Here is a 26,895-nt window from a genome sequence, read left to right on the forward strand (position 1 = left end):
GCTCCATGAATGCTGCGCAGGGGCCGATTGGGCCAATCCTGATCGTCGATGATATCCGCGAGGGGCGAGTGTGCCTGGCCGCGCTTATCGTGATGACCTCGGGCGAATTGCCTACGCCACTGGACACACCAGAGGGCCCTGTCCAACCAGAACGCCTTGCGCGGTATCGGGAGGTGGACGTCTTCCGCGCCCGCTTCAGCGTGCCCGCCGATCGCCCATCGGATTACCGGTGGCGCGGCGAAAGCTTCGATCTGGCGGGCCTCGGCCCCGACATGCGGATCGCCTATGTGTCGTGCAATGGTGAGGAACATGGCGACCTGGACCGCCCGAACGAAGAGCGCAACGTGATGTGGTCGCGCCTGGCGCAAGACCACGAGACGTTCCCCTTTTCGCTTTTGCTTCACGGGGGCGATCAGGTCTATGCTGACGAGGTCACTCATGGACATCCCATGAGCGAGGATTGGCCCGACCGCATTCCGCGCGATCCGTCCCGGGCCGATCTCGGCAATCTGCGCACACATCTGCGCGAGCGGTTCATGGAACGCTACCTTGCCGTCTATCGCTGCCCCGGGATGGCCCATGTCATGGCGCGCGTTCCCTCGCTGATGCAGTGGGACGATCACGACATTTGCGACGGCTGGGGATCGCTGCGACGGTCGCGCACCTATTCTCCCGTCGGGCAGACCCTGTTCGACACCGCGCGGGAGGCAGCGCTTCTGTTTCAACACGGCACTGTCGATGGTGACCTGCCCGGCCGTTTCGCCGATCCGCTGGGCCTGCATCTGGGCTGGTCGGTCGCGGCACTCGGCCTGCGCATCCTCGGTCCCGACCTGCGTTCGGAACGCAGTCGGCGCGAGGTGATGGGGGCACGCGGCTGGACATGGATCGAAGCAGAATCCCGCAAAGCTGCTCCGGGCCGCACTCTGGTGATGTCGAGCGTGCCGCTGCTGGGGCCTCGTCTTTCCCTGCTTGAACTCCTGATGGTACTGATGCCGTCGATGCAGAAATACGAGGACGACCTGCGCGATCAATGGCAAAGCCGCGCGCATCGCGGTTCATGGATCCAGATGTTGGAGACTATGGCCCGCATCGCGGCACCCGAGGGGCAAGACGTGACCGTCCTGTCCGGGGAAATCCACCTTGCGACACGCGGCGAAATGGCGCTGCCCAATGGCAAACCCATGCATCAACTCGTCGCGTCTGGCATTGCTCATCGCGCCCCGCCCAAGGCTTGGGCGCGTGCGTTGGGTGCCCTCGCGTGGATGGGGGAAAGCCCCCTGCCCGGCCACAAGGTGCGCATCCTGCCCATCCCCGGCCAGCCCCGGCGGTATGTGGCGGAACGAAATTACCTGACAGTCGAGACATCCGGGCAGGACTGGTCCGCGCGCTGGGTCTTCGAAGAGTCCGGACGCTCCCCTGCCCTCGCCCTCTGATCCCTTGCCGCGAGGGGCGTGCCGGCCCATATCATGCCTATGCTCAAGTTCACGCCAATTCTTCTTGCGATCCTGTACGCGCTGGTCATGTACCGCGTGTCCGTCTGGCGTACGCATCGAGACCTTGATGCCCGGTCGACCGAGTTGGCGGATCCCGAGTTGAAACGCTTGACTGACCGTTTGGCTGCCGCGCTCGATCTGCGGCGGATCCCGGTCTATGTCTACGAGGTCGACCCGGTAAATGGGCTTGCCGCACCCGATGGGCGCATTTTCATCACCCGCGGCTTTTACCGCAAGTTCCGGTCGGGCGAAGTGACGGGTGAGGAAATGGCCTCGGTCATCGCGCATGAGCTGGGCCATGTGGCGCTCGGCCATGCCCGCCGCCGGATGATCGATTTCTCGGGTCAGAATGCGCTGCGAACGGCCCTGATCCTGCTGCTGAACCGGTTCATCCCCTTTGTCGGTGTCTGGATTGCCAACTTCCTGACAAGCCTGCTGGCCTCTCGCCTGTCACGTAGCGACGAGTACGAGGCCGACGAATATGCGGCGGCCTTGCTGACAAAGGCAGGCATAGGCGTCGAGCCGCAGAAATCCCTGTTTCGCAAGCTGGATGCGCTGACACAAAACCGTGCCGGAGTGGTGCCCGCCTGGCTGATGAGCCACCCCAAGACAGACGAGCGCATTGCCGCGCTCGAGGCGTTGGAGGCGCGCTGGACGAAGGCGTGATCAGGCCGACAGCGCCTTGGCCAGCCGCGGCAGCCTCGCCTTCTTCAAAAGCGGCCGCATCTCCCATTCCCGCCCCGACAGCCGGTTTGCTTCACCCAATACCTTCGATCCCAATGCTTCGATTCCCTCTGGTGCATCCTGCCAGAATTGCATGAGCATCGTATCGGGGTCGATCCGGTCCAGCCCTTCTTCGGCCAGAAGGTTTCGCGGAAAATCGGCGCGGTTGAGTGTCACGATCGTATCGGCGGATCCAGCCACCGCGGTGGCGAGCACATGGATGTCAGCGGGATCGGGCAACCACAGCCGCGCCTGGACCCCTGGTGCGGGCGCGACCTCGGCTTGCGGCCAGGCCGTTCTGGTGATGGCGATCTCCGCTCGTGCCTGCGCTTCGCCGTCTGGTCCCAGCTTGACCGCGGCGCGCGCCCATTCTTCAAGGATGCGCGCCGACCACAGCGGCGTGAAATGACCCAGGCCCGCGGCACCCAGAAGCATCTCGCGCATCACCGTCGGGTATATGACGCAGGTATCGAGAACCGCCCTCACAGCCTGAAGAACAAGGCTTTGAGATAGCCCGTTTCAGCCAGTTGCGGCAGTTGCGGATGGTCGGGTCCGGCAAAACCCGTGTGCAACAACTGCGCCTGCCGCCCTGCGCGTCCGATACCGCGCGCCGAAGCGTCGCGGAAGCGGGAGAGGTCGGCGGCATGCGAGCAGGAACAAAGCCCCAGGTAGCCTCCGGGCTTCACCAGAGGAGCGGCTAGGCGCGCAATACGCTCGTAGGCACGCAGCCCGGCATCGAGCGCCGGTTTGGACGGCGCAAAGGCAGGTGGGTCACAGATCACCACGTCGAAACGCGCATCTTCCTGCCCTAGCGCGCTCAAGACCTCAAAAGCATCGCCTTGGCGGGTTTGCAGCCGATCCCGCAAGCCGCCGATTTCCGCCCCTTTTCTGGCCAGATCGAGCGCGGGCGCCGAGCCATCGACACAGAGCGCCTCACCCGCACCGGCGGCCAACATAGCAAGACCGAAACCGCCCACATGGCTGAACACGTCCAGTACCTTTGCCCCCGGTGTCACCAGCCGGGAAGCAAAAGCGTGGTTCGGACGCTGGTCGTAGAACAGGCCGGTTTTTTGCCCGCCCGTCAGATCGGCCATGTAAGTTGCACCGTTCATCGGAACCTGTATCGGCCCATCAGGCGACGCGCCGTGCAATACCGCCGCGACATCGTCCAGCCCCTCCAGCCCACGCGCACGACCAGAGGCGTTCTTGATCACGCAGGTCACTCCGGTCACAGCAACAAGGGCGGCAGTCATCAGGTCGAGATGCGCCTCGGCCCAAGCCGCGTTTGGCTGGATCACGCAGGCATCACCGAACCGGTCGATGATGACGCCCGGCAGGCCGTCGGCCTCGGCATGGACAAGACGGTAGAATGGAGCGTCGAATAGTGTTTGCCGCAACTCCAGCGCGCGGGAGAGACGCGCCTCGAACCAGGCAGCATCAAGCACCGCCTCGGGGTCACGGTCCAGCATGCGGCACATGATGCGGGAGTTCGTATTGACAGCGACGAGCCCAAGCGGAGAGCGGTCCCCGTCTTCGAGAACGGCCAGTGAACCCGGTTGGATTCTGCGGGTCCGGCGGTCGGTCACGATGTCGTTGTCGTAAACCCATGGAAACCCATGCCGGATGGCACGTGCATTCGCCTTGGGTTTCAGGCGGATGCGGGGACGGTCGGAATGAGAAGAGGGCGCTGTCATGGCAGACTCGTATCCTTTACTATCAATGCCTTAAGCGCTTCGCATCACAGCAGCATCACGATAGCCGGGTTTGGCGGCGTGGTCGGTTCGTTGCGCACTCTCACGATTGCAGGTTGTTATGGTTGTCGTTTAGCACAGCCCGGGGCTGGTGGCGAGGTGGACACGAAGGGGTTGTCGGTGGGTGCTTTGCTTGCGCGTTGCGGGATGCGTTGCGCTGCGCCTGCCCTGGCGACATTCGAGGGCGAGGTTGCACCGTGTAACCAGGGGCTTGAGCGATTGTGTGGATGGGCGCGCCGCCCGGCCTGTGCCGCCCCCGGGGGGGGGTTGGACAGGGGGTGCCCCCTCTGTTATCCCGTTCTGGAGGTGTGCCAATATGTCGGGGGTAGAAACTAATGTCAGCCAGCAGCAAGCGCACCAGGCTTGGAGTGCGCCACTCCAGAGAATTGGCGCAAATTACAAAAAATTTGGCAGAGAACCGCAAGCCGTAAGGGCCAATCGCCATTACCTCCAACTTGAAGAGTTGTTGCCACAGGAGAACGGACATGACCCAGAAACGTTGGATTGCGACGGCACACGAGTCCACAGCAGCCTTTGTCTCTTGATCGGCAAAAGCATCCCCAAAATATCGTTGCTTGCCGGGAGGGAGCCGTGAGAAAAGCCATTCTTCTTATAGTCTTTTTTCCATTTATCCCCACGCAGGCGGCAGCCTGGATATTTGGACCTTCGAGTGAAGCCGACTGCCGAGGCGATTATGTGGTAGTGGCAAAAACCGAAGATGCGGCCAAAGCTGCAGCTTATGCTTGTAGGTATCTCTTCACTGAAAAACCCGAGACAGATAGCGGCATTAGAGTTTGGAAAAGAAAGAAGCGATGGGCAAATTGTGTTCTTGACGATGTTTTATCTGTCGAAACAAGCCTGGGAGCGAAACAGCTATCGAAAATTTGTTCAGACAAAGCGCAGTAGAAATATTCTGAAGCGACGGAACAAGGATGAACGAAATGAAACAGCGAATAGTCGCACTCGCGATAAGCGCCTTCGCATCGACTTCCAGTGTCGCCTCAGCAGAAGAAGGAGAACAGGTCTATCTCGACAAAAACTGGTCTGTTTCAAAAGAACAGGATGTGGGACCTATTTGCCTTTTCAAAAACAGAAAGACAGACCTTGAGTTGGCCTTGGGTGTAGCTGGGGACATGAACGTGTTCGACGAGCCCCCTGTCAGCTTGCTTTGGATTTTTACAGAAGTTCCAAAGAACGAAAGCTCAACTTCGTTTTCCATGGGCGGAAGCGACCTTCCGCCTCCCTCTCGACCAACAGACCTCTACACTGAAGGCGATGTAGCAAATCTGGAACTGGAGTTTCTGACCGACATTGAGGACGACTTGACTGCCGGTTTGGTAGCTAAGTCCATCATTGGTCGTTTCCGGAACCACGACGAGTTTTTCGTGGGCGAACATCGGCTCTACCTGGGAGATGGGGCGGGGGCATTTTCGGAGGAGAATTTGCGCAGTTGCTTTTCTGGGGCAGTTACGAAATCCGAGGCCGAAAGGCTTGGTTTGCCATCGGATGTAGTGGCAAAAAAAGAGTTTTCCCCCGAAGTCTGCAAACTGGCCCCATCCAGCAATGAAGAAATCATCGAAGCCGAAATTCAATACCATCGAACCTCAGACGACTTAAAGGCGGTCCTGATTACCCATGAAAAAGAAGAAAACGGTGGCCGTTGGATAGACATCACCAATCTAGAATGTACCGAAAAGGGGGACATTAGGACCTGCGTGGGGGGAACGATATTTGGGCTCAACGAGGAAGAAAAATCATATTGGAAAACAACCGTGTGGCATTCAGGCAACATGTTAAAGGCGGAACATAGGAAAATGGATGACGGTAGGTTCGTCACAGCAACGTCTAAAGATACTTACACTTATTTGTTCCGGGTTGACGGGTGCACTGAATAGAGGCTCGAACTGAGGGCGTTGCACCGTGTCGGGTTAAGGACCGACGAGGGCGCGGGCCGGGGCCTGTGCGCGTCCGTCTCATGCTCGAAGGAGAGAAGTGTCACTTCTTTTCGTTTCCGTCGGTGGAGCAATAGATGTACATCCGACCATCTCGCGCATTGTTGGTAATCTTCGGATCTTCGGATCTTCGGATCTTCGGATCTTCGGATCTTCGGATCTTCGGATCTTCGCAGATAATCTCGCCATCGATCTGGATAGTATAACCGAAAAGGCGACCACTGGTTGGAACCCTGACGGGAAGAGCAAGGTGATTGCCGAAGCAGATTCGCGTTTCTCCATTTCGGGAACATTCGTCGTGCTTCTGCAAGGCGCCCAGAACTTCATGTGCATGCGACGCACCTGGTTCCCCACTCCAGTATCCTGAGATTTCTCCGTTGCGCGAAAAAAGAATATAAGCCTATTTGTTGGGTCTCTGTCGCCTGGGTCAAATCCTACAATGATGACCTCGCCATGGGTCACTACAAAGCACGAACCGTCGATATGGGTGACACCTCTGTGCATGAACAGACATGCTGTTTCGAATGCTTCCGTCCTGGCATTTTCTGCCGCGCTTTGAAGTGGTAAAATGGATAAGACGAGGATGACGACAAATGTCAGGAGCGCACGAAGTCCAGTCATCATCCGATTATTCTTCGTATTTTTCGGGGCGTCAGGCCGTGGATGTTGCCGCGTGCAACGGTCGGGAGTGCTCAACCACCTTCTCGAGCCGCCGAACAGCCTCTGTCGTCGGCCTGGCGGCTTCTCCCCAACTCGCCGCCTCGTAAGCTGCTACGGCAGCCTGTGAGCAGGCGTCGGAGCAATACAGGCTGTCTGGTGCCTGGGGCTCGCTTCAGGCCGGGTTGGTGCGCGCCGGTGGACGCGCACTTACCACGGATGGGCCCCGGTCTGCGCTGGTTGTCGCAGGTCGAACCCACGCAGACCCACGACACGATAGGTGTGCGTCCTGGTGGACCCTTCGATGAACGCAAGCTTGATGGGTTGCGGCAGCACGCATGTCAGCCGGTTATAGCGGTGCATGAGGAGTCCAAGGGCGGCGAGCTTCTTGCGCGTAAGGATGCTCGTGGACCCGTGAGGCACGAGCTCGCTGTTGAAAACACCAGGCCAGACGTAGAACCCCATCAGCCTGCCCTCCTCGTAGACCCGGAAGCCTGCGATGGGTGGCGGGGTCGCGGGCTTTACCTCGTGAACCCTGGCGAACTTGCTCCGTGGCAGGCACTGCACCGGCCTGACCTTGCCGGTGGGCAGGTTGTCTGGTTCGAGCAGTTCGGCCTTATTCTCGTGCATCAACACCGGCACGAGCCTGTGTCTGTTGAACTCCAGCCACCTGCGCACATGCGCCACGACAGGGTGGACGCGATTGTCATCGCGGATTTGCTGGAGTTTCTCGACAAAGCTGAGTTGGCGCATGTGCGCAGCATACACCCCTCCGTGCTAGTCGAACAGGCGAGGCCATAGCATTGCCGCAAGTGGTCATGCAGTGCGGTTGCGCCGCTTGGGCTTCTTCTTCACTCGTTCCCCCCGGGAAGAAACCATCCGGCCAGTTGAGCGCCTCCTACATCCAGCGGGGCAGCACGGCAGCCGCCGCAGTGTCCCGCATGGCGCGCACTACTCGCTGGAAGTCTCGACTACCTCGGGGCCGATAAAGCAGACCTAAACCTTAACGTTTCTGATCTGCCAAGTCAGAACTGACCCACACGGTCCTACCCCTAAAATCTAAAACTCATTTCAGTACCTGATCCGACTAAAGCACCCCTAAAGGCTAAATCTGGGCTGCTCACAGCGGAATACCCCGGTGCTCTGCTCTCCAGCGAGGGAAGCCTAGCCAAAAACCCAAGCTTCAAACGATCTAGCTTTCGGGGACAGAGCAAGACTAAGTCGGCTCTTCACCATCCTCCATCCGCGGATGGATTCATGTGAATCCTTGTTTGCTGCATACGCACCGGGCCTCCACCGGAACCGCAGTTAAGCTGTCCTGCCCGCGAAAGGTTAACGAGTTCGCCGCCGGCGCAGGCTGACCAACACCTTCAAATACTAGCGCGCTCATGGTGTCGTCGGACCTGTCGGCAGCAGGCGCCGGAATGTGTCCTCCGGTACCCGAAAGCCTTACAACAAGTGCCCTTTAGAAATCGGGCTGAACTTGCCTTCCTCCATGTTTTTCGGCGAGGTCGATCATCGACCGGGGAGTCGATCTAGAGCTTACGAATACGACCTCCAGACCACTGTCACGAAACTGCTCTAGACATTTGCCTATCGCGTCATCGATCCAGCTATCGCGGTTGCCGAAAGCTCCGCCTCCCAGCCGAGTAAGCAAGACTTTATTTGAACCGCCGCGAGCATGGTTAATCAAACCTGCCCAGAGTGTTGCCTCGTAGGCAGCTTCGAGTACTAGACGCGCAAAAGGTTCCCAAACATCTACACTAATTTCAGAGTATGCGACTGGAAGAGCAGAACAAAATGCCTGTGATACAATAAGTGGTTTTTCGGCTTGGACGTCTGTGACTTCGACATCTCTGTGGAAGCCTATTCTGAGCTTACCCTTCAAGTCTTCCAACTCGGCCTCAGTCATTGCACTAAGTACACTATTGATGCGTTCGAGATTGGATTTTTTTGGAAGTGCGTAACCGTTTTTCATCGGCAACAGGTCACCAGCGTCTGTCGCAAGCGAGGTCCCAAGTGCTTGCGATAGATCAGCTAATGTGTTGATTTGACGGTCTGCGGTTTGTCCCAGCCCTCCTGCCAGTGGGAAAAGATAGTTTCGATAAATGGTAGCCGCGCCGGCAGCAATAGCACATGCAGGTCCCTGTGTTCGGTCAAACGCATAACCTGACACACCAACTTCTGGCGAAACACCCGGACTCACCATTTCTAGCACGTTGAACTGCGAGGCTACTTGGAAAAGCGCTCCTCGGAACTGCGATTTTTGGTGTATTTTCCGTACATCACCCACAATATTTGAGACAGAAAGGCGACTTTCTCCATATTGGAATAAAGCGGATGCCCTCAGCTCTGCAAGGGAAGGCAGCTGCAAGTCTCCCACGCCAGTTTTCCGACTCGTAAAATGGGAACAGAGATGTCCATCTTGCACAAACAATCGCGATTGCGTGGTGTGATAGTCAGCTTCCTTAAACCCAGTAATCTCTTCAAACCAATCCATGAGTACCTCTGACCTTCCCCCGCGGTTAGGGCCGGTTTTGATCTGGAATCTTCCGGTTGGGTTTGAGTGTTGAGCGGCAGCGTGGAGACCGCAAGAGTCTCAAGCGCTGGCGCGGTGGTTTTCATCAGGAACTCCGTTGGTGACAGGTATCCGAGCGCCGAATGTGGGCGCTTGGTGTTGTAGTGATTTCGCCATTGTCCAATTTCTTCGCGGGCATGGCGCAGGGAGCGGAACCAATGCAGGTTCAGGCATTCGTCCCGGAACTTGCCGTTGAAACTCTCCACGAAGGCGTTCTGCACGGGCTTGCCCGGCTCGATGAACCGCAGGCGCACGCCGGTCCGCTCGGACCAGTCGAACATCGCCTTGCTGGTGCCCTCGGGCCCGTTGTCGAGGATGATCTCTTCGGGCAAGCCAACGCGATGGGCCAGATCATCGAGGAACCGAGCAACGCGAGCCCCTGGGATTGACACATCGACGATCTGGCCGGGACAGAACCGGCTGTGGTCATCGACGATGTTCAATACACGAAACCGGCGGCAGTCAGCCAACTGGTCGCTGACAAAGTCCAATGACCATCTTTGCATCGGCCTATCGGGCACCTGAGGTTCGACGCGATCCCGCCTGGGCAGTTTGCGCCGCTTCTTCGTGCGAACCTGTAAGCCATGCTCGGTGTAAAGCCGATACGTGCGCTTGTGGTTCACAACGAGGCCTTCCCGGCGCAGCATCGCGTGCAGGCGCAGATAGCCATAGCGCCGGTTCTCCGACGCCAGTTCTTTCATGCGCGTAACGGCTGCTTCGTCATCCTTGGGCATGGGGTGATACTGCTGCACCGACCGCGCGAGGCCGACGATCCGGCACGCGCGCCGCTCACTGAACCCGCGCTCAGTCATCAGAAAGCCCACGGCTCGTCGCTTCGCCATGGGCTTACCAATGTTTTTGCAGCAGATCCTTCATCGCGGACATGTCGAGTATCTGGTCCGCGACGATCCGCTTCAGCTTGGCGTTCTCCACTTCCAAGGCCCTCAGACGCTTGGCGTCGCCAGCCTCCATGCCACCGTACTTCTTCCGCCAGCTATAGAACGTAGCTGAGCTGATGCCGTGGTGCCGACAAATGTCATCCGTCTTCGCGCCAGCCTCGCTTTCCTTCAGCACGCCGATGATCTGTTCTTCTGTGAAACGCTTCCGCTTCATGGGTCTTCCTCCTTCGTCCATTCAAAGGTGGAAAATTCCAGTTCGCAATGGCCCGGATATCGGGGGGAAGGTCACCTCCGTCTTCATGTTGTCCCGTATGTGGCATGCTCATTGCATTCCCGCTCGATACCACTTGTCGAACAAAAAACGGTTATTTTTGAGAGACCCTGTGCCCACCCCCTAATCCAGCTCACCAGACCGCCCATAGTCTCTCAAAACAGTCTCTTGAAATATCTCTCTCACTTTGTATGACGAAACATGAGTTTTGAGAGGATTGAGCATGTTGATTGGATATGCACGGGTTTCGACCCAGGATCAGAAACCGGAGCTTCAACATGATGCTCTTGCCGCGGCGGGGTGCGAGAAGATCTTCACGGAGAAGGCTTCGGGAGCCAAGAGAGACCGCCCCGAGATGGCAGCTGCGATCGACTACATGCGTGAAGGGGATACCTTGGTGGTCTGGAAACTGGATCGCTTGGCTCGATCCATGAAGCAACTCATCGAAACAGTAGAAGGGTTGGAAGCTCGAAACATTGGCTTTCGTTCCCTGACCGAAGCGATCGACACGACCACGCCAGGTGGCAAGCTGGTCTTTCACATCTTTGGAGGGCTGGCGGAATTTGAACGGTCCATCATCCGCGAGAGAACGCGCGCAGGGCTGGACGCAGCCAGAGCCAGGGGAAGAACAGGTGGACGACCCAAGAAGCTCTCGGAGGGTGATCTTAGAGCCGCCAAAGCCATGCTGGCTGATGCCAAGATTACCGTCGAAGAAGTCGCGCGTCAGTTAAGGGTCTCACCAGCGACCTTGTACCGGCATCTGCCGGCAGCACGGTCCCAGGTAAAGGAAGGATGAGGTTCCTGCTTTCGCAGCAGACACTTGAGGGTAGTAAATGGGAATGAGTGTGAGATGCCTCTGCAGTGCATGCGGCTACAATACTGAACTATCTCTCGGCAGCGGTCGGACGAACTACGACAACTACGTAGGATGGCCCGTTATTTGTGCTTCATGCAGAACCCTTGTCACGACGAATTACCTTGCCAAACCCCTTTCATGCAGCTCTTGCGGGTCGCAAGCGGTGGAACGTCTCGACGCGTCGACTGTGTGGGCAGGCGATGGCAAGAACGCACAGATCACGAACCACTATGTTCTGGGAGAGCTCTCTTACTATCCTGATGGGCATTATCGTTGCCCAAAATGCCACGAGTTTGAACTTAGGTTTGCCAGGGCGCCTCACATCTTCTGGGACTGATGGCTTGTGGTACCGAAACCAGCGCCCCGATGGGGCCAGGGCCAAGCAAAGGTGATCTTGGCTCTTGCAGGAGGTTATCACCATTTTTGGAAAATCTCAGGAATACTGCAGCTCCGAACGATCCAGTTTTCTGGGGGCAGAGCATTGGGTTGCAGTGTTTAGCGGCAGCGTGGAGACCGCAAGAGTCTTAAGCGCTGGCGCGGGGGGCATTGGGAACTCTCTTGGGGATGTAAGCGAGGCTAGGTCAATAATCGCGGTATTGTAACCGGCAAGGACCGAAGCGGTGGCTAGATGCAGGGCGAGGGTGGTTTTCCCAGCCCCGCCTTTCTGGCTGATGATGGCTATGGTTTTCATTGGTAACTGCTCGCTTTGCGTGTTTTCACGTCTTCACGTGTGCACACTACCACACCTGCATGTCTGCCAACATTCAGGTGTTCAGATGCACTGCACTTGCTGCAGGCAAGCCACAGGTCGCTGTTGTAACTAGACCGTCATTCCTGATCTGCTACGCTCCCGATGGCAGTCGGGGCCGTGTCGATGGTGCTGCGGCTGGACCGTCATTCCTGATACGATAGGCCACCTAAAAAACGATGAGCAAAGATACAAACTTGCCGGTAGCCATCGACGGGCACCTTCCGCATCAGATAACGGCTGTCTCCATTCTAGCCGGCATCGGCGCGCTGGAGCGCCGAGAGCTCTGCAGCCTGATCGCTCTGATGGAGAGCATCAACGCACTTAAGCTGGCCAAGGGTGCCGTCGAAGATATCGGCAAGCAGCTACGTATTATGCGCGAGGGAGAAGGACGTGATCTTGAGGAGCGCGGTCAGGAACTTGAGACCTCTTGTCTGACAACAAGTGTGTTGCGGCATCGTCTCCTGACACACCTTGCAACGGCACTTGGGGTGCCACCGATCCCGCCACTATCGGGAAAATCTGCGATGCAAATGGCGGCTGCTCTGGCGATCCGGGCCTCAGAAAGGCTAACCCCAGCTGTAGTTTCTGAACGCAATCGAAGAGCGAAAAAGCTTTCGTCAGAAGGGATGGGGGAACTCGCGGCCACCAAAGCCGCCGAAATCTACAAGTCAGCACGAGACCTTCTGAACAAGGAGAAGCCCCTTGCGTTCCCAGAACTCGTCCGCGAAGAAATGCTCCACATGCTTTCGAACGAGCAAGTGGTGGAGGCAGCCGCCGGCAAAGCTGATCCGGCGGTCAGGGAGGCTTTGGAGAAGACTCATGCTGCCGCGCAGAAAGCAATCGCTGTCGGTGGTAGCTGGGCCGTGTTCGCAGCGATCGTCGGGAATACAGGTTTCGCACCATACATCCTCGCCGCGCAGCTCAGTGCCTGGATACCCATGGTGAGTGGACCAGCTCTGGTGTCGCTGCTGGCAACACTTATCCACCCCGCGACTGTTATGGTCGGCGTGGGGGCGCTCGCGTGGTACGGCGTGGGCAAGGGGTCATGTGCAGTCCAAAGCCAGATTGCTGCACGCTTGTGCGTGATCCTGGCTATGTCCGGCACGCGAGACACAGAGCGCGCGCTTGCCAACTTCCTCAACGAAATGCGCCTGCTCGACAACGCGCCTGCCGCGGCACTTTCCCATCTGAGCAAGCGGGATCGCGAGGCCTTGCGACAGCGACTGGCTTTCATGAACAAGCGCCTCACACGGCGGCTTCCCGAGTCTGCCGGTCCACCTCCAAACACTTGGATTGCTCGTGCGGACTCCCACAGGCTTGGGCTCAATGAATTTGATGCCAGCAGTATCGGACTGATGACGGCCGGGGAGATGCTTTGGAGCGCTACTGCTATCGATGAACGTGTCCTAGAGGCCGCAGACTTTTCCCGAAGCGCAGATATTGGCGATCCGCTGAGTTTCGCGCTGCATGCTCAGGAGTTTGCGGTCAACGGCGCCAACTATGCATTACGAGGCTATGTGGCTGAACGTCTCGTTCTGGATTGGCTCGTAGCCGAGGGTCATGACGTTGCCCTCGCAGAAACCAGCAGCACTCCTGGATTTGACCTGATCGTTGATGGGAACCCTGTTCAGGTGAAGTGCGGGACAGAGTTGTCCAATCTCGAGGAGCATTTCGCCAGGTATCCGGATATCCCGGTGATCGCCAACGAGGAGCTTGCAGCCAAGGCAGCCGACTGGGGCGCATCGCAGCCCGGAGAGGTATGGGCAGACCTCGTGACGACATTGCCTGGTTTTGAGGTTGGCGATATCGAGACCCTGATTGCTGACACAATCGGGCATGCGGCTGTGCTGACCGATCCCGGCGTCCTAGAACTCGCGCTCTGGGTTGGCGCACTGCGTGGTGGCTTCGAAGTGGTTCGGGGGGAAATCCCTATTGAGGACCTGCCGGCGTGGCTCATCATTGACGGAGCCGCACGCGGTACTTTGGGTTTCGTTGGCGGCAAGGCCGGTGCGTGGGTCGGTCTCGTCACGGTCGGACCTGCAGGTACACTGATCCTTGGTCCAGCCGCTGCGTGTGCTGCCCTGTTCGGAGTCGGTGGTACGAGAGAAGCGGTAACTAGCCTTCTAATGAAGGACTGGCGCCGCGAACTCCTGCACAAAAGCAAAAGGCTACACGACGCGGTTGTCGAGGCCGTTGAGCAGCAGATCGAACGTCTCTCAGCACGTGCTGTACGAGTGCGAGTAAAAGCCGGAGAGCATGGTGAACTCGGTTGCTGGATGACGCGGCGCGCCGAGGATGATCTTGTTGCTGCCCTTGAAAAGCGATGGGATCTCGGCCCGGTACCGCGTAACGAGCAGGATGTCATCGAACTGGTCATTTCAGCAAGGCGTATGGCCCCCAGCAGCACACGGGTTCTTCGGGTAGCTAAGGCGGTGGAACGACGGTTAGGCGCACGTCCCGGGCTGAATGAGGTCGCCTTTCGACGGCCATTTGAGGCGGCGAGAAAGTGGGCGAAGGGCAAGAGGGATTCGGCACTCAACCGAGCACCCATCACGGAACGACACCAAGGCCTTCCAACAGAGAAATGAAGCCACTGCCCGGCTTTTGATGGCTAGTGCCGCTGCGGCTGGACCGTCATTCCTGATCTGCTACGCTGCGCAGCTACAGCTACACGCAACGTGCGCTGCGGCTGGACCGTCATTCCTGATCTGCTACGCTGGGTCATCCGGTAATGCCATGGTTTCATGGCACAAAACCAAGATGACCTAGCACGCAATATGCTTACATTTATCAAAATAGCACCAACTGCTCAGGATTTTTCCTTTGTGCTGCGCGGCCTTGGGCCGAATATCTCAGGATCAGTTCATACTGCCGGTCAGTAAATTGTAATATCTGAACCTCGCCTTTTTCGAGCATAGACGGTCACGCCTGCACCGTTCAGAAGATCGACCTGCAGAACAGCTTCGGTCAACTGGGTCGCACCGGTCACCATCTCACGGCTCAGGTGGCCATAGAGATCTGCATCGGTATCGAAGTCGAAGCTCTCCTGGGTGAATTCCATGAAGAAGCCCATCTTGGTGATCGAACCTTCACACTCCAGACGCTTGAAGCCGACACGGTTCACACGGCCACCAGTTTCCGACAGGGTCGGCAGACGGCTGGTGATCGTACCCACGTCACGGCTCGAACCGTAGAGGTTACCATTTGCGATGGCAGCACCGGTTGCGTCGATACCCTGATCGTTGACGTTGCGGTCATCGAGCAGCGGCACATACTGGTAGACCTTGATGGTCTTGCCATAGTGCTTGGGCCTAAGCAAGTCTTCTTCACAGAGGGTGGCCAAGGCTTTCTCCAGCTCGGGCAGGCCTGGAAGTCCTTTCTCCTAAATCTGAAAATTCTTGCCCACTACTGCCCGCTCCTTGTTAATTTTGCTTTTTTCGGGTCATAGACATACCGGGAAATCGTGCCGTCCTTTATCCGCTCGACGGCTTCTTTGATCGCGAACAAGGGCGCCAGGAACCATTCGCGCGGGACGACCGGCCGTCCAAACCTGTCCATGATCTCGATCTCAAGCCTAGCGGGCTCAAAGATGCGATGGATCAGGTTTTCGAGCTTGGTCCGGTTGATGTTGTAGAGCTCGTAGGTCGCAACGATCTCGACATTGGCCATCAAGAAGGTCGGCTGAAGATGTGCGCCCGCGATACGCTTATCAACGCTCATATTCGTCACGCCGATCTTGTGCACGAGATCGCGGTTTTCAGCGACAAGCGGATGATCGGACTTGCTACGCAGGACATAGATCGTGCCACTTGCCTCGTCCCCGTCGATCGTTTGATCGGAAAACAAGGGACCGGCGGTCGGTTCCGTGATCCGTCGCCCGGCTTCATCCTTGTTCAAGGCGCGTTGGAGTGATCGCATGAGCATGTTGCTCTCGGTGCCGTTGTCGAAAATCACGCGCAGGCGGGCATCCGTGCGCCCCTGGTCGGTGATCGTCGTCTCCCCCTTCTCCGCAACATACGCTTTCTGACCGCCGACGATAAAGAAGCGCCCCTTCTCGATCTCGGCTTTCATCTCGAAAGGCCGCGTATCGCGCAGGCCGCTATCGAGCTCCTTTTGCACCTGCTCAAAGAGAGGCTTGAAGGTCTCAAAGTCCTCGCATCTATCGCGACTGGCCACCTCGTCAGCGGCTTTCTTTTCTGCGGTCGATCGGACGTGCTTCAACTCAGTGATTGGTGGCGCTTCGAGCTCGATTCCTAGCTCGGCCAAAAGCGCATCATCGTCGAGCTCTTCGGTGTCCACCACGGCCGCTTGTGCCGCGCCACTGAGAAGCCCTGTGTCGTCCAAGGGCTCGACCAGCTCTCGGCATTCCCGAAGCTCGCGGATGCGATCTAACCGGACCGCATAGAGCCGCTCGAAAATGTCAAGATCTTCGCCGTGCTGCGGTGCGCGCCCGTGTTCCTCAGCGAAGCGCTGAATCTCTTCGAAGCCTGCGATAATGCGCTCTTCGCGCGGCGTGCGCGTGACGGCCTTCTTGGCTTCGACCTCGACGCCAAGCTCGGCCAGAAGCGCATCATCTTCTTCGGAGAACTCTCTAGCCATTGGCGGCCTCCTGCTTCATGCGGGCTAGGAACGCCACGCCTTCGGCCATCTTCTTTTCCCAGGCATCGGGAGATGTGATGGACGGCAACCGCCCCCTTTCTTGCTTGAACTTCACCGCGCGCCGCGCCAGGTCGCGCGCCTCTTTTGGCGTGAGTTGGACCTTCTTCGCCGAAATCACCGCCGCAACCTGCTTGAGGCTTTCCTCGCTCATGGTCTTTGCCAAGATTGAGTAAGCTTCGCCGAACGGGTTGATGCGGTCGATCAGGTCGATATCAAGCTCGCGCACATCCATCGCAAACTTGCGCACCCCATCGATCAACGCCGTGTTGCCGCTCACCTGCGCATCGTCGTCAGAGCTCGCAAGAGCGGCCTCCTTCGCTTTCTGCGTCAGGTTCAACGCGGCAGTCGCGTGCTGGCGCACGGCCTCCTGATCTTCGGCGTCGAGCTCAGGGAATTTCGCGCCGACGATCTTACCCATGCGCACCTGCGTCAGCTCTTCGGGTACGAGCTCTTCATCGAAAAGCCCGCGCTCGATCGCCGTCTTGTCCTGAACAAAGGCGGTGATGACCTCGTTCAAGTCCTCCTGGCAAATGCGCTCGGCCTCCTTGCTCTTAGGTTTGGCCAATCCCTTGATTTCGATCTGGAACTGCCCACTTTCCTCGCTAAACCCAATGTTTTCCTTGTCGGGGTCATAGCCGCCTTCGCCATAGTCGAAGCCTTCGACCGGACCGCTTTTCGGGGTCTTCGGGGTGAAGTTGAAGCGCGGGGCAAGAACCTGCTCCATCAGCAAGCTTGCGGCGATCGCCTTCAGCGTGTCGTTCACCGCCTCGGTGACGGCTGCTTCAGAGGCGTCGGGCTCAGCGATCAGGTTGGTGAAACGGGCGCTCGTCTTGCCCTCGGCATCGCGGGTCGCCCGACCGATGATCTGCACAATCTCGGTCAGACTGGCGCGATATCCGACCGTAAGCGCGTGTTCGCACCAAATCCAGTCAAAGCCTTCCTTGGCCATCCCAAGAGCGATGATGATGTCCACATGATCGCGGTTGCCTTTGTTGGCAGGGTCTTTGAGCGCACTCGATACCTTGTCGCGCTTCACCGCCTCATCATCGACCAGATCAGCGATCTTCAGAATCTTGCCCTCAGGGGTCTTCACAAGCTGAAAACCGGTGGCCGGATCGGTCCCTTGCCAGTCACCCAGGGCGTCGATGATGTGCTCGACCTCGCGGTGCTTGTCCTTCGTGCTCTCGCGTGAATTGACGTTCGGGATGTGTACGATCGTCTTCTCGTTCGGATCGAGCACCTTCAGGATGTCGTCGGCGTATGATCCTGAGTAAAAGAAGTAGCCGATATCGAGCGTTTTCAGGTATTTGTAGCCGTTCAACTGCTCGTAGTAGGTGTAGGTGATCGTGTCGAACTTCGCCTCGTTCTCGGGCAACAGGATCGGTACGGCATCGCCTCGGAAGTAGCTGCCTGTCATGGCAACGACATGCACGCGGTCGCGAGCGATAAACTCGTTGAGCTGCGAGCCAAGGATGCTGTCCTCGCTCGCCGAGACATGGTGGAACTCGTCTACGGCGATCAGCCGATCATCGAAAGCCTCGATCCCAAGCTTCTCCACGGCAAAGCGGAAGGTTGCGTGGGTGCAGACAAGCACCTGGTCGCCGCTTTCCAGAAACGCACCAACCGATTTGACCTTGCCGCCATCCGTGCCAGGCGAGTTGCAGAGGTTCCACTTCGGCGCGACGGTCCAATCCGCCCAGAAGCCGAACTTACTCAGCGGCTCGTCGTTGAAGCTCGACCCGATCGACTTCTCGGGCACCACCACGATCGTCTGCTTGAGCCCTTGGTTGTGCAGCTTGTCGAGCGCGATGAACATGAGTGCGCGACTCTTTCCCGAGGCAGGCGGCGACTTGATCAGAAGGTACTGCTCGCCCCGCTTTTCATAAGCGCGCTCCTGCATGGCCCGCATACCGAGCTCATTCGATTTGGTGGAACTACCGGTCTGGGCGTAGGTTACGGAAACGGAAGGAACTGATTTCAGTTGAGACATCTAGCTGCCCTCCTTCTTGACGATCGGCATCAAAACTGCCTGCCACCAATCCAAGACACGTTGGCACAGATCGAGCCCCACGCACCAACGCTCGGACGAGTCTTTGTCGTCGCCCAGGTCAATCAAAAGATACGGCGCACCGAAGGGACCAATGCCGTACGGGCCGACGCCGTAGCCCGCAACGCGCTGAGTGGAGTGGACAGGTCTCAGGTGTTTGAAACCGTTCGCGATCTGGCGAACGAGTACAAGATCGCCATTCTGCTTCTCGAAGAAAGATGCGACTGGATCGTCTAGTGGCTTATTTGGAAGACCAAGCTGTACCCGCTCCGATTCAGAGAGTTTATATCGCAACCAATCTGCCATATGGTTGAGAGCCAGTATCGCGGCAAACCCCTTCAAGACACTGTCTTCCTGACCCTTCAGATCATGCACAGCCTCTACACACAGAGCGAGATAGTCACTTACGGTCTCCATTCCGAAGAGTTGGATGTTCGATCGGCTCATGCCGCCCCCTTCTTGGTCATGCGGGTGTAGAGCTCGAATAGCTTCTCAAGGCGTTCGGTGTCGTTGCGGAAGCGGCGGCCGATGTAGATGCGCTCAAGGGTTTCGTCGTTGCGGTCGTGGGCAGCGCGCAGGTCGGCGGGCATCTTTTCGGGGTCGTAGAGATCGGCGATGGTCGCAGGGAAATGCGACTCGCGCGCTAGAAGGATGCCCTCGGCGCAGCGAGTTAGGTCTTCTTTGTTTTTTTCTGTCAGCTTCGCAACGGGAAAGGTATTCCATCCCATTGTATTGGAATATCGGAAGTCCGTCTTTAGACGCCCACATACGCTAGCAATCCAATGCAGGTGACATCGAGAAGAGAGGATTGCAAAATTCCAAATCTCGGCATCATAGAGCGCGAAGTTGGGTGCATTGACGACAGCATCTCGCTCGAAACTCACCGGAAGCCAATCTCTGCGCTCGGAAGACACTGTAGGGATCATTATGACTCGATCCGCGTCAACACCTGTAGAATGTTCAAACCTATGGGGTGTTTGGGAGAGTACTTCCCTGGTATTTTTCTTGGTGCTTTCTAGACGAGAAGAACGCACCGCATCTATTCTGCGTCTAACTTCTGGTATCCTTTTGGCCGCGTCCAGTTTGTCGTCATTGATCACAAGACAAAACCGATCAACACCGCGAATGAACTCTTGGGCTCCGGTCAATCTTCTAATCAGCTCTTTCGCCTCTGGGAAATTTTCTCTAAGTCCAGCGGCTTCGGCGGGGGTCAGAATTAGATGTCCACCATCTGTCAGATGATTGCCGCGCCCCATCACTGCTTGACCACAACATGGTTTGCTTAGCCGGTCTACATAACGGTCAGGGCCTTCAACGAGATATGGGTTTATTCTAGAGACTGACTTTACGATATCGCCGTCAAAGATACTTTTAACACCACCACTTTTTGCGCGAATTCCAACAATAATACAAATCACACCAGCATTATGTGCCGCATTATTGGCCCACTTAAATGACCTATGAGAGAAGAATATTTCCAGGTTATCACCCAAAACTATAGGCCATAGCGAAGCAACCTGCTGTCCTTGGCAAATTGAGTTCGTCGTCACAAAGGCAAAGGATGTGTCAACTAATCGACTAAATTCGGCTGCCTTATAGAGCCATCCAGCTACGTAATCCAAGTTCTTCCAATTGCTTCCATACTTTCCGAACAGCGCTTCAAGGTCTGCCTTTTGCGCCAGTTCTTGGCCGCGACTGCCAATGTAAGGTGGATTTCCGCAGATGTAGGTCTCCCCGCCTTCATTCTCGAAGTCGATCTCGGCTTGGTCGACAGGTGACATGAAAAGATCGTCGGAATGGTGTTTCACGCCCGTACCTGTCGGTGGGCAGATACCCAACCAATCGAGCCGCAAAGCGTTGCCACAAGTGATCCAGTTCATGGCATCAAGCGGCAAGAACTCGGCAAGCGCTTCCTTCTGACCGCGATAGGTCACGTCGCACTGATACTCGGCGATTATCAGCGCTAGGCGCGCAATCTCAGCTGGAAAATCTCGAAGCTCGATCCCTCGAAAGTTCGTCAGAGGAATTTCGGTACGCCGCTCAGCCTCGCCTCGTCTTTCGTTGATCTGGGCCTCAATCGCGCGCATTTCCTTGTAGGCGATAACTAAAAAGTTGCCTGAACCGCAGGCAGGGTCAAAGACTCTAATTTTAGCCATGCGATTGCGCAGGTTCAGCAGCTTGCGGGGATTGCCCCCCGCTTCATCCAGTTTCTCGCGCAAATCGTCCAGAAAGAGCGGATTGAGGACCTTCAGAATGTTCGGCACGGATGTGTAGTGCATCCCCAGAGCGCCACGCTCCTCATCATCGGCGACGGCCTGGATCATCGAGCCGAAGATATCGGGGTTGATCTTGGTCCAGTCGAGATTGCCGATGTGGAGCAGGTAAGAACGCGCGATCTTCGAAAAGCGCGGCACGTCCGTCCCGCCAGAAAACAGCCCGCCATTGACGTAGGGAAAGACATTGGCCCAACGGGGGATGCCCGCGCCGCCGCGATCGGCCGTCTTGGTGTTCATGGCCTTGAAGAGCATGCTGATCACCTCGTGGGTGTTCGAGCTGTCCTTCTCGCTCATGCGCTCGATCGTGCCGGTGAACTGATCTGCTTCGGTGAAGATGTCTGTGTCTTCGGCGAAGAAGCAGAAGATCAGCCGCGCCATGAAGTGGTTCATGTCATGGCGGCGCGCGGCAGTGCCCCACTCGGGGTTGTCCTTCAAAAGCTCGACATAGAGGCGGTTAAGTCGCCCCGTCGCCTTGATATCGAAGGCGCTCTCACGGATTTGCTTGACCGTGCTTATCCCCGCAAGGGGCAGGAAAAACCCGAAGTGATCGGGGAAGTCGCCATAGGCGCAGGCGATCGTCTCGCCCGTGGTCAGGTCTTCGGCCTCAAGATCGGTGCCATCGGTGGCCAGGACGAATTTCGCCTTAGCCTTGGCGGTGGAAGGGCTCGCCTTGAGCTGCGCCAGGGTGGTTGTGACCTCCCCTGCCCCGCAAACCTTCAGATGAATGTTGTTAGTCTGAAGAACGCCGCCCTGGTCGGACTTGTTCGACGCACCCGCGCGCAAGCGCTTGATCGTGGCCGGCTTGTTGCCGAAGGCTTCAAGAAAAGCGAACGGGAACTCTTCTGCATCGAACGGCTGCTCGGCCAATGCCGATATGGCTTCCTCGATCTCAACAGCGTTCATCCCTGAATTCCCTCACTCGGTCGTCGTTTTTATTTTTTGGAATAGTAACAGGCGGTTATCGCCTACGCACTCGCAAAACTTGGTTCAAACAAGAGCTATCCACACGCGCAACTGCATGTTTGCATGCAATGCGCGTTGAAGGCGCATTACTGCACGCCCAGCCCTCCTGGTCAGACCAGGCGAGGCTGATCATCGCGCGGCCGCGTTGCATAGCTGGCACTTGTCGGCAGCTTGCGGATCGCCGCGCCTGTTTCCTGATCGGCCACGGCCAGATCGAACTGCGCTTGCAGGTTGATCCAGAACTGCGCGTCGGTGCCGAACCAATGGCCAAAGCGCAGGGCGGTGTCGCCCGTGATGGCGCGCTTGCCGCCGATGATCTGCGAAACGCGATTGGCGGGCACGTCGATCTGACGGGCGAACTCGGTAAGCGTGATGCCAAGCTCTTCGAGCTCGTCCTTGAGGATCACGCCGGGATGTACTGCACGTTTGAACATGGCTTTCCTCCTTTCCGTTAGTGGTAGTCCACGATTTCCACGTCTGACGGCCCTGGGTCGCTGTCTGGCCAGGTGAAGCAGATACGCCATTGCTGATTGATGCGGATGGAGTATTGCCCTGCCCTGTCGCCACGAAGCGCCTCAAGCCTGTTGCTGCGCATCATGCGAAGATCATCGAGAGACGTTGCCGCGCTGAGAATAGCGAGCCGCCGCTCTGCCTGATCGGCAAAGCCTTGGAAGGTTTTCGCCATCTCACCGTTCGCAAACTGCTCGGTCTTTTTGTCTCTGTAACCCAGGATCATCGTTGCCTACCAAGATAATCAATGTGATGCGTTACGTCAAGCATCACGACCCTTGACCACCTTTTCTAAGCATTTTCCCCTGTATTCATCTTACACCCCAAGGGGTCGAAGCGCCGTCCTTTGAAAGCATGGTTGCATGCAACGCGCTTTGCATTGGAGCCTCGGCGTGAGTAGAGCTGATCTGCTTTCGGAGCCGTCCCTTGCTTGAGCCCGAAAAATGAACAGCAAGGTTCCTGGTTCAAGGGCGCGTAGCGGGAGCGGAGCCACGCGCAGGATGCGTAAGCATCCGAGCATGGCGAGCACCCACCCCTTGAAGCGGGGTTCTTGATGGTCTTAGGGCTCGATCAAAGCAAGGACGGCCTCTTCGACAAGCACATCTGCTTTTGGTGAGTCCTGAAGCCTCTTCTCGTGGCGGGGGGGGGGGCGCGGGTTCGCCCCATAGGGACGAAGGGGCGCATATTGGTTATTGGTGCCGGAAACGCCAGAGGCGCTCAGCGGGCCGCACCGGATTCAGTAATGCCTGCGCCGGTCTTTACGCGGATTCTTTTGCCTGCCGCGCCTGGCCTTGGCCTCCTCCAGTTCGCGACGCGCCCGGATGGTCCGAGGGTGGTCTGGGCCGTAATGGGCCTCGGTGCGCTCAAGGTGCTCGCGGGCTGTCTGCTCGACCGTGGCGTTCTCTTTGCGCCATTTGGTGTAGTGGGCCTTCACGCGACAGTTGTCCGAGCATTAGCGCGCATGTGCCACTCCCATCGCGTCGAATGGCTCGTGGCGGTGCTCGCAGCACCAGGTGCCTTCGACAACACGGCAGGCGACATTCTCGACCCTTTGCCAGGACCAGGCGTTGTCTGGATAGCTGCGCCCAGGCACGATGTTGCTTTGGTCTTCTCGATAGGGCGGGCACTTGCTAATGTATCCGATGCGCCCGCGCTCGTCGATGACAAGCATGTCCAGAACCAGCGGCATGGGGCCCCCGATGAAAACCGTTAACGCTTTAAGTATCAGTCGAATGGTCTGCGGTGTCAAAAAGCGAAATGGGCGCTCAAAGTGTGGTTACAGAGGACGCGTGGGCAAGGTGGGTTTGCGGACTACCGGCAAACACTTACCACGCCGCAGCAGCTATCCCCACCGCGTTCGTCATAAATCGTCCTGCTCCTCCACGTTGCCGGGCTAGTGGGTTGTGCCGACGCTACCGTCGTCGGCGGGATAAATGAGCGGAATAAGAGGGGGGCTTGTATACACACACCGCAGAGCAGGAATTCCCCCTCAGAACTCTACAATATATACCCCCCCTCTCACTTATTTTATATATAGGGAAGTCCGTTATTTTGTTGGACCAGAGCGGCCTGAAAGCCGCTCTCACTTGTGCCCGCGTTTGAGGCTTACCGTCCATCACTTATCCCCCAGCAAAGTTGGAGCGCGCACCGCGCAGCACGAAATGCACCCCTGCATTTGTCTAGTTGAGCCTTTTTGCACCTCGCACTTCATAGCGGGGCCATCCCGACAAATTCCTCACCGTCGGAGTGCTGCGCCGAGGGGAGCGCCACACCCATCGACACCTCGTCGTCGTCAACACTTGGCCGATACGATCGCCCCGCCTTCTTCCCTTCACCTTTCGCCGGAATGACCTTCTCCTCAATCGCGTTGATACCAAGGAGCGACTGGATCGCACGGGTCCGCCGGTCGCCGCCAATTTTGCGGTGGTCGGCGCGGTTGATGTGCGTGAGCGACGCCCATCCCCGGTGCTTTGGCGCCTGCTTCTCAATAAGGCCCAGGATATATTTTTCGTCCTCGGCGTCCTGCGACCCGGCAAGCTCGGTGGCAACAACATTCTCCCACAGCTCCACGCTCTCCGTCGCAAGGGCAATGCCCCAGCGCGCGTGATCCAGCGTGAGCGACACACTCTCTGCAACTTCACGAGCAACGGCCCAGTCGCCCAAAGCGATTATCCCGGCAATCTTCAACGCGTTCTCGAGCGCCCGCCCCCAGATACCGTCGGCCCCCTCCACATTGTCGCGCTTACCGGACAGGCTGTCCTGTTTCATGCGTTCAACATGCTGCCGGAACTCATCCAGCTCGCGTATCGCCTCACCCGTCGGGGTGATTAGCATCACGCTGTGCTTGCCGTGGTCGCCAGTGAGCATTGTCTTGGGGCGCACCATCCCCGGCGGCAGAGGCGTTGCAGGGCCGCTGGCAATACAGGTCGCGTGCTGTCGGATGCGCTCCAGCCCGGCCTTGATGGCATGGCTCAACTGGGCGTCGCTCTGTGCTTCCTCGGTAAGCGGGATGGACTCGGCCATGTTAGGCCCACGAAACAGCGCCCACCGGCTCAGCTGCCCGGAGGTAACATCACCAGGCTCGATGGCCTTGTGTAATGTGCTCGGCGTTGTCGCACCGAAAAACACCAGGAACGGGAACGACACCGACGGGATGCTATCCTTGGCACTCTTGACGGTGTGCGGCTCGGTGGAACCGAACGCCAGCCCATACAACTCCATCAACAAGGTGAACGCAGCACGCTGCGGGTTGCTGTCGCTGGCGCGGATATACTGCAGAACGATCCCGATTTCATCCTTGGTCCACAACACACCACCGCCGATGTTCTCGAACAGCGGTCGCAGCAATCCGAGGTTCGAGCCGACATTGCCGACACGCCCCATCCTGGGATTCCCTCCGACCCCACGCACAGCCAACCCAATCGCATCGTTCTTCCCGACAGTCGTGCCAGCAACGAGGATGGACTGGAGGTTCAGCGCAGTAGGCGCACGCGTTTTGACAACGAACCGGTGGGCGGAGCACGCAGCCACGCAGGACAACGCCGCAGGCAGGAACACCGTGTCGGTCTTGGTCCACGCCTTCATTGCAGCCTGCCGGATGAGCATCCCGACCAGCCCCGGCGGCAGCTGTTTCAGGTGGGTCTGCTTCGGGCAGCCGCTAACAGGCGCAGAGCCGCCCGTGGAGGGCATCTGAGGGGGTTCTGGTGCCTTGGGTGGCTCTAGAGACTCCTGCGACTCAGGGGCGCTTGAATTGGCCTCCAGACGCGCGGCCTCGCGCCCCGCCACACCAGCCGACAGGTCGTCGTTGAGGTCGAACAGGGCCAGTACCCGTCGCTGGTCTCCCGTCAGCTGCCCGGCAATCTCGGCAATCTCCTCAGCATGGCGCTGTGCCTCCACCTCCGCAGCGCGTTCGCTTACCGACCGGGCATGACGGCGCCTGAGTTTGCCGGTAAGCAAACCCTCCTCCTTGGCCTTGCTGTGGATGGTGCCAGCGCCTCGGGTCCCGCGCGCAGTCTTGCAGCACACGTACCACACATCGCGCGTTGTGGCTTCATCGTATTTCGAGCTGCCCTTGGAGAAGGTGTCAAACGCGCTCTCACCCCAGGGACCGAGCTCTGCACCGGCAGCGGCGAGGCCCATGAGAAACCAGCCGTCCCAGCTGTAGTCGTTCTTGAGCCCCCTCAGCAGTTCGGCAGTCAGCTCCGGGTCTGACGACTTCGCCCCCAGCTTGCTTGTCTCACCGTTCCCGACACCGTCCAAATCCAGTGCACCCCGCTTGTAGCCCATCTTCGCTGCGGCCTTGAGAATTGCTTCGCGCAGCGTACCCAGGTCCTCCAGCGTTGCAACAGGCAGCGCATCCAGCGAAGGCAGGTCGGAGGGCCAGCGATACGGCTTGCGGGTCTGCGGTTGGACACCCCAGACAACAGCCTGTTTCCCGGTGCCCAGGACCTCGACAAGGTGAGCATCCTCGCCGTTGTAGATACCGACCCGGCTGGATGGGATTGGCGCGCCGACCACCTTGAAAAGCGCAAGGAACTTGGGCTCGCGTCCGTAGCGCAGCGGTGCAGTTGGGTATTTTTCGGTTACGATTTGCAGGGCCGCAGCCGCCAGGTCGTTGCCGGTAATGTCTACATCCAGCGCGACCACTGTGCAGCCCATCTGCATTCCGATGTTCGCTCCCCAAGTGTCCCAGGCGGCAATGTCCTGCTCGGTTGCCTCGTGCTTCTGCCAGTTGCCCATACCAACCCATGCGTTCTGTCTGGTAAGCTGTGCGGGCGACTTGCCCATGCTCTTGGGGTCCAGCGCGCTCTTGGGGTGGATTTTCCCGTCCGGCGGCGACACGGGGATGAGGTTGGTGTATCCAGCGTCCCACAGGAAGCGGAAGGTTTTAGTCTTGGGGTTCTGCGCATTCATGCGTCGTATTTCCTCTAGGTTCTTGCCCCTCGAAGCCCGACGCAGTATTCGTCGAGCGTTTGCTTTTCGTGGGGCGGCACTTAAGACCGGGGGTGA

21 protein-coding genes and 1 pseudogene are annotated in these 26,895 nt (G+C 58.0%); 8 read left to right on the forward strand and 14 right to left on the reverse strand.

Annotated features, from left to right (window positions below; genetic code table 11):
- Positions 1-5: 5 nt before the first annotated feature.
- Together ACFORG_RS14850 and ACFORG_RS14855 are read left to right on the forward strand one after the other, a co-directional pair.
- Positions 6-1,433: an alkaline phosphatase D family protein gene (locus ACFORG_RS14850; protein WP_386736317.1), complete on the forward strand. Its 1,428-nt coding sequence runs from the start codon at positions 6-8 to the stop codon at positions 1,431-1,433.
- A 39-nt stretch (positions 1,434-1,472) separates the two neighbouring features.
- Entirely contained in the window at positions 1,473-2,159 is a 687-nt protein-coding gene (locus tag ACFORG_RS14855; RefSeq protein ID WP_386736618.1) for a M48 family metallopeptidase, read from the forward strand.
- Here ACFORG_RS14855 and ACFORG_RS14860 read toward each other — a convergent pair whose 3' ends face one another.
- Positions 2,160-2,702 (reverse strand): RSP_2648 family PIN domain-containing protein, encoded by a 543-nt coding sequence (locus ACFORG_RS14860; protein WP_386736318.1) that lies wholly within the window; start codon positions 2,700-2,702, stop codon positions 2,160-2,162.
- Positions 2,699-3,910, reverse strand: a complete 1,212-nt coding sequence (locus tag ACFORG_RS14865; RefSeq protein ID WP_386736319.1) for an RSP_2647 family RNA methyltransferase — start codon at positions 3,908-3,910, stop codon at positions 2,699-2,701. Before ACFORG_RS14865 ends, ACFORG_RS14860 begins: the two co-directional genes overlap by 4 nt.
- A 648-nt stretch (positions 3,911-4,558) precedes the next feature.
- Between ACFORG_RS14865 and ACFORG_RS14870 the strand changes: the two genes are divergently transcribed.
- From ACFORG_RS14870 to ACFORG_RS14880, 3 genes are all read left to right on the forward strand, one after another.
- Complete coding sequence (locus ACFORG_RS14870; protein WP_386736320.1) at positions 4,559-4,873, forward strand: hypothetical protein; 315 nt, start codon at positions 4,559-4,561, stop codon at positions 4,871-4,873.
- Between the two features lie 26 nt (positions 4,874-4,899).
- Entirely contained in the window at positions 4,900-5,862 is a 963-nt protein-coding gene (locus ACFORG_RS14875; protein ID WP_386736321.1) for a hypothetical protein, read from the forward strand.
- A gap of 97 nt (positions 5,863-5,959) precedes the next feature.
- Entirely contained in the window at positions 5,960-6,286 is a 327-nt protein-coding gene (locus tag ACFORG_RS14880) for a hypothetical protein (protein WP_386736322.1), read from the forward strand.
- Positions 6,287-6,786: 500 nt separating this feature from the next.
- Here ACFORG_RS14880 and ACFORG_RS14885 read toward each other — a convergent pair whose 3' ends face one another.
- The 3 genes and pseudogenes from ACFORG_RS14885 to ACFORG_RS14895 form a co-directional block, all read right to left on the reverse strand.
- Positions 6,787-7,329, reverse strand: coding sequence for a hypothetical protein (locus tag ACFORG_RS14885; protein WP_386736323.1), 543 nt, complete (start codon positions 7,327-7,329; stop codon positions 6,787-6,789).
- 712 nt (positions 7,330-8,041) lie between these two features.
- Positions 8,042-8,959: a hypothetical protein gene (locus tag ACFORG_RS14890; RefSeq protein WP_386736324.1), complete on the reverse strand. Its 918-nt coding sequence runs from the start codon at positions 8,957-8,959 to the stop codon at positions 8,042-8,044.
- Positions 8,960-9,204: 245 nt separating this feature from the next.
- Positions 9,205-10,267, reverse strand: a pseudogene (locus ACFORG_RS14895) (IS3 family transposase); the annotation flags it as partial.
- A 280-nt stretch (positions 10,268-10,547) separates the two neighbouring features.
- Here ACFORG_RS14895 and ACFORG_RS14900 point away from each other — a divergent pair.
- Positions 10,548-11,120, forward strand: coding sequence for a recombinase family protein (locus ACFORG_RS14900; protein WP_386736325.1), 573 nt, complete (start codon positions 10,548-10,550; stop codon positions 11,118-11,120).
- A gap of 493 nt (positions 11,121-11,613) precedes the next feature.
- On the opposite strand, the gene ACFORG_RS14905 is transcribed toward ACFORG_RS14900, so the two are convergent.
- Positions 11,614-11,871 carry a ParA family protein gene (locus ACFORG_RS14905; RefSeq protein ID WP_386736326.1) on the reverse strand — a complete coding sequence of 86 codons (258 nt, stop codon included), beginning with the start codon at positions 11,869-11,871 and terminating at the stop codon, positions 11,614-11,616.
- A gap of 254 nt (positions 11,872-12,125) precedes the next feature.
- On the opposite strand from ACFORG_RS14905, the gene ACFORG_RS14910 reads away from it, so the two are divergent.
- Complete coding sequence (locus ACFORG_RS14910) at positions 12,126-14,519, forward strand: hypothetical protein (RefSeq protein ID WP_386736327.1); 2,394 nt, start codon at positions 12,126-12,128, stop codon at positions 14,517-14,519.
- A 287-nt stretch (positions 14,520-14,806) separates the two neighbouring features.
- Here ACFORG_RS14910 and ACFORG_RS14915 read toward each other — a convergent pair whose 3' ends face one another.
- The 7 genes from ACFORG_RS14915 to ACFORG_RS14945 all read right to left on the reverse strand — a co-directional run bounded on the left by ACFORG_RS14915 (position 14,807) and on the right by ACFORG_RS14945 (position 22,612).
- Complete coding sequence (locus ACFORG_RS14915) at positions 14,807-15,274, reverse strand: N4-gp56 family major capsid protein (protein ID WP_386736328.1); 468 nt, start codon at positions 15,272-15,274, stop codon at positions 14,807-14,809.
- 62 nt (positions 15,275-15,336) lie between these two features.
- Positions 15,337-16,275, reverse strand: a complete 939-nt coding sequence (locus tag ACFORG_RS14920) for a GIY-YIG nuclease family protein (RefSeq protein WP_386736329.1) — start codon at positions 16,273-16,275, stop codon at positions 15,337-15,339.
- Positions 16,276-16,522: 247 nt separating this feature from the next.
- Complete coding sequence (locus tag ACFORG_RS14925; protein ID WP_386736330.1) at positions 16,523-18,580, reverse strand: DEAD/DEAH box helicase; 2,058 nt, start codon at positions 18,578-18,580, stop codon at positions 16,523-16,525.
- Complete coding sequence (locus ACFORG_RS14930; protein WP_386736331.1) at positions 18,581-19,084, reverse strand: hypothetical protein; 504 nt, start codon at positions 19,082-19,084, stop codon at positions 18,581-18,583.
- Positions 19,081-21,816 (reverse strand): class I SAM-dependent DNA methyltransferase, encoded by a 2,736-nt coding sequence (locus ACFORG_RS14935; protein ID WP_386736332.1) that lies wholly within the window; start codon positions 21,814-21,816, stop codon positions 19,081-19,083. The genes ACFORG_RS14930 and ACFORG_RS14935 overlap by 4 nt, the downstream gene beginning before the upstream one ends.
- Positions 21,817-21,986: 170 nt before the next feature.
- Positions 21,987-22,310: a HigA family addiction module antitoxin gene (locus ACFORG_RS14940; protein WP_386736333.1), complete on the reverse strand. Its 324-nt coding sequence runs from the start codon at positions 22,308-22,310 to the stop codon at positions 21,987-21,989.
- Positions 22,311-22,327: 17 nt separating this feature from the next.
- Positions 22,328-22,612: a type II toxin-antitoxin system RelE/ParE family toxin gene (locus ACFORG_RS14945; RefSeq protein ID WP_386736334.1), complete on the reverse strand. Its 285-nt coding sequence runs from the start codon at positions 22,610-22,612 to the stop codon at positions 22,328-22,330.
- Between the two features lie 516 nt (positions 22,613-23,128).
- Between ACFORG_RS14945 and ACFORG_RS14950 the strand changes: the two genes are divergently transcribed.
- Complete coding sequence (locus ACFORG_RS14950; RefSeq protein WP_386736335.1) at positions 23,129-23,599, forward strand: hypothetical protein; 471 nt, start codon at positions 23,129-23,131, stop codon at positions 23,597-23,599.
- Between the two features lie 494 nt (positions 23,600-24,093).
- On the opposite strand, the gene ACFORG_RS14955 is transcribed toward ACFORG_RS14950, so the two are convergent.
- Positions 24,094-26,799 (reverse strand): PriCT-2 domain-containing protein, encoded by a 2,706-nt coding sequence (locus ACFORG_RS14955; protein ID WP_386736336.1) that lies wholly within the window; start codon positions 26,797-26,799, stop codon positions 24,094-24,096.
- Positions 26,800-26,895 lie beyond the last annotated feature (96 nt).

Origin of the sequence: Lutimaribacter marinistellae, from assembly GCF_042648365.1 — a bacterium.
Lineage (GTDB): Bacteria > Pseudomonadota > Alphaproteobacteria > Rhodobacterales > Rhodobacteraceae > Lutimaribacter_A > Lutimaribacter_A marinistellae.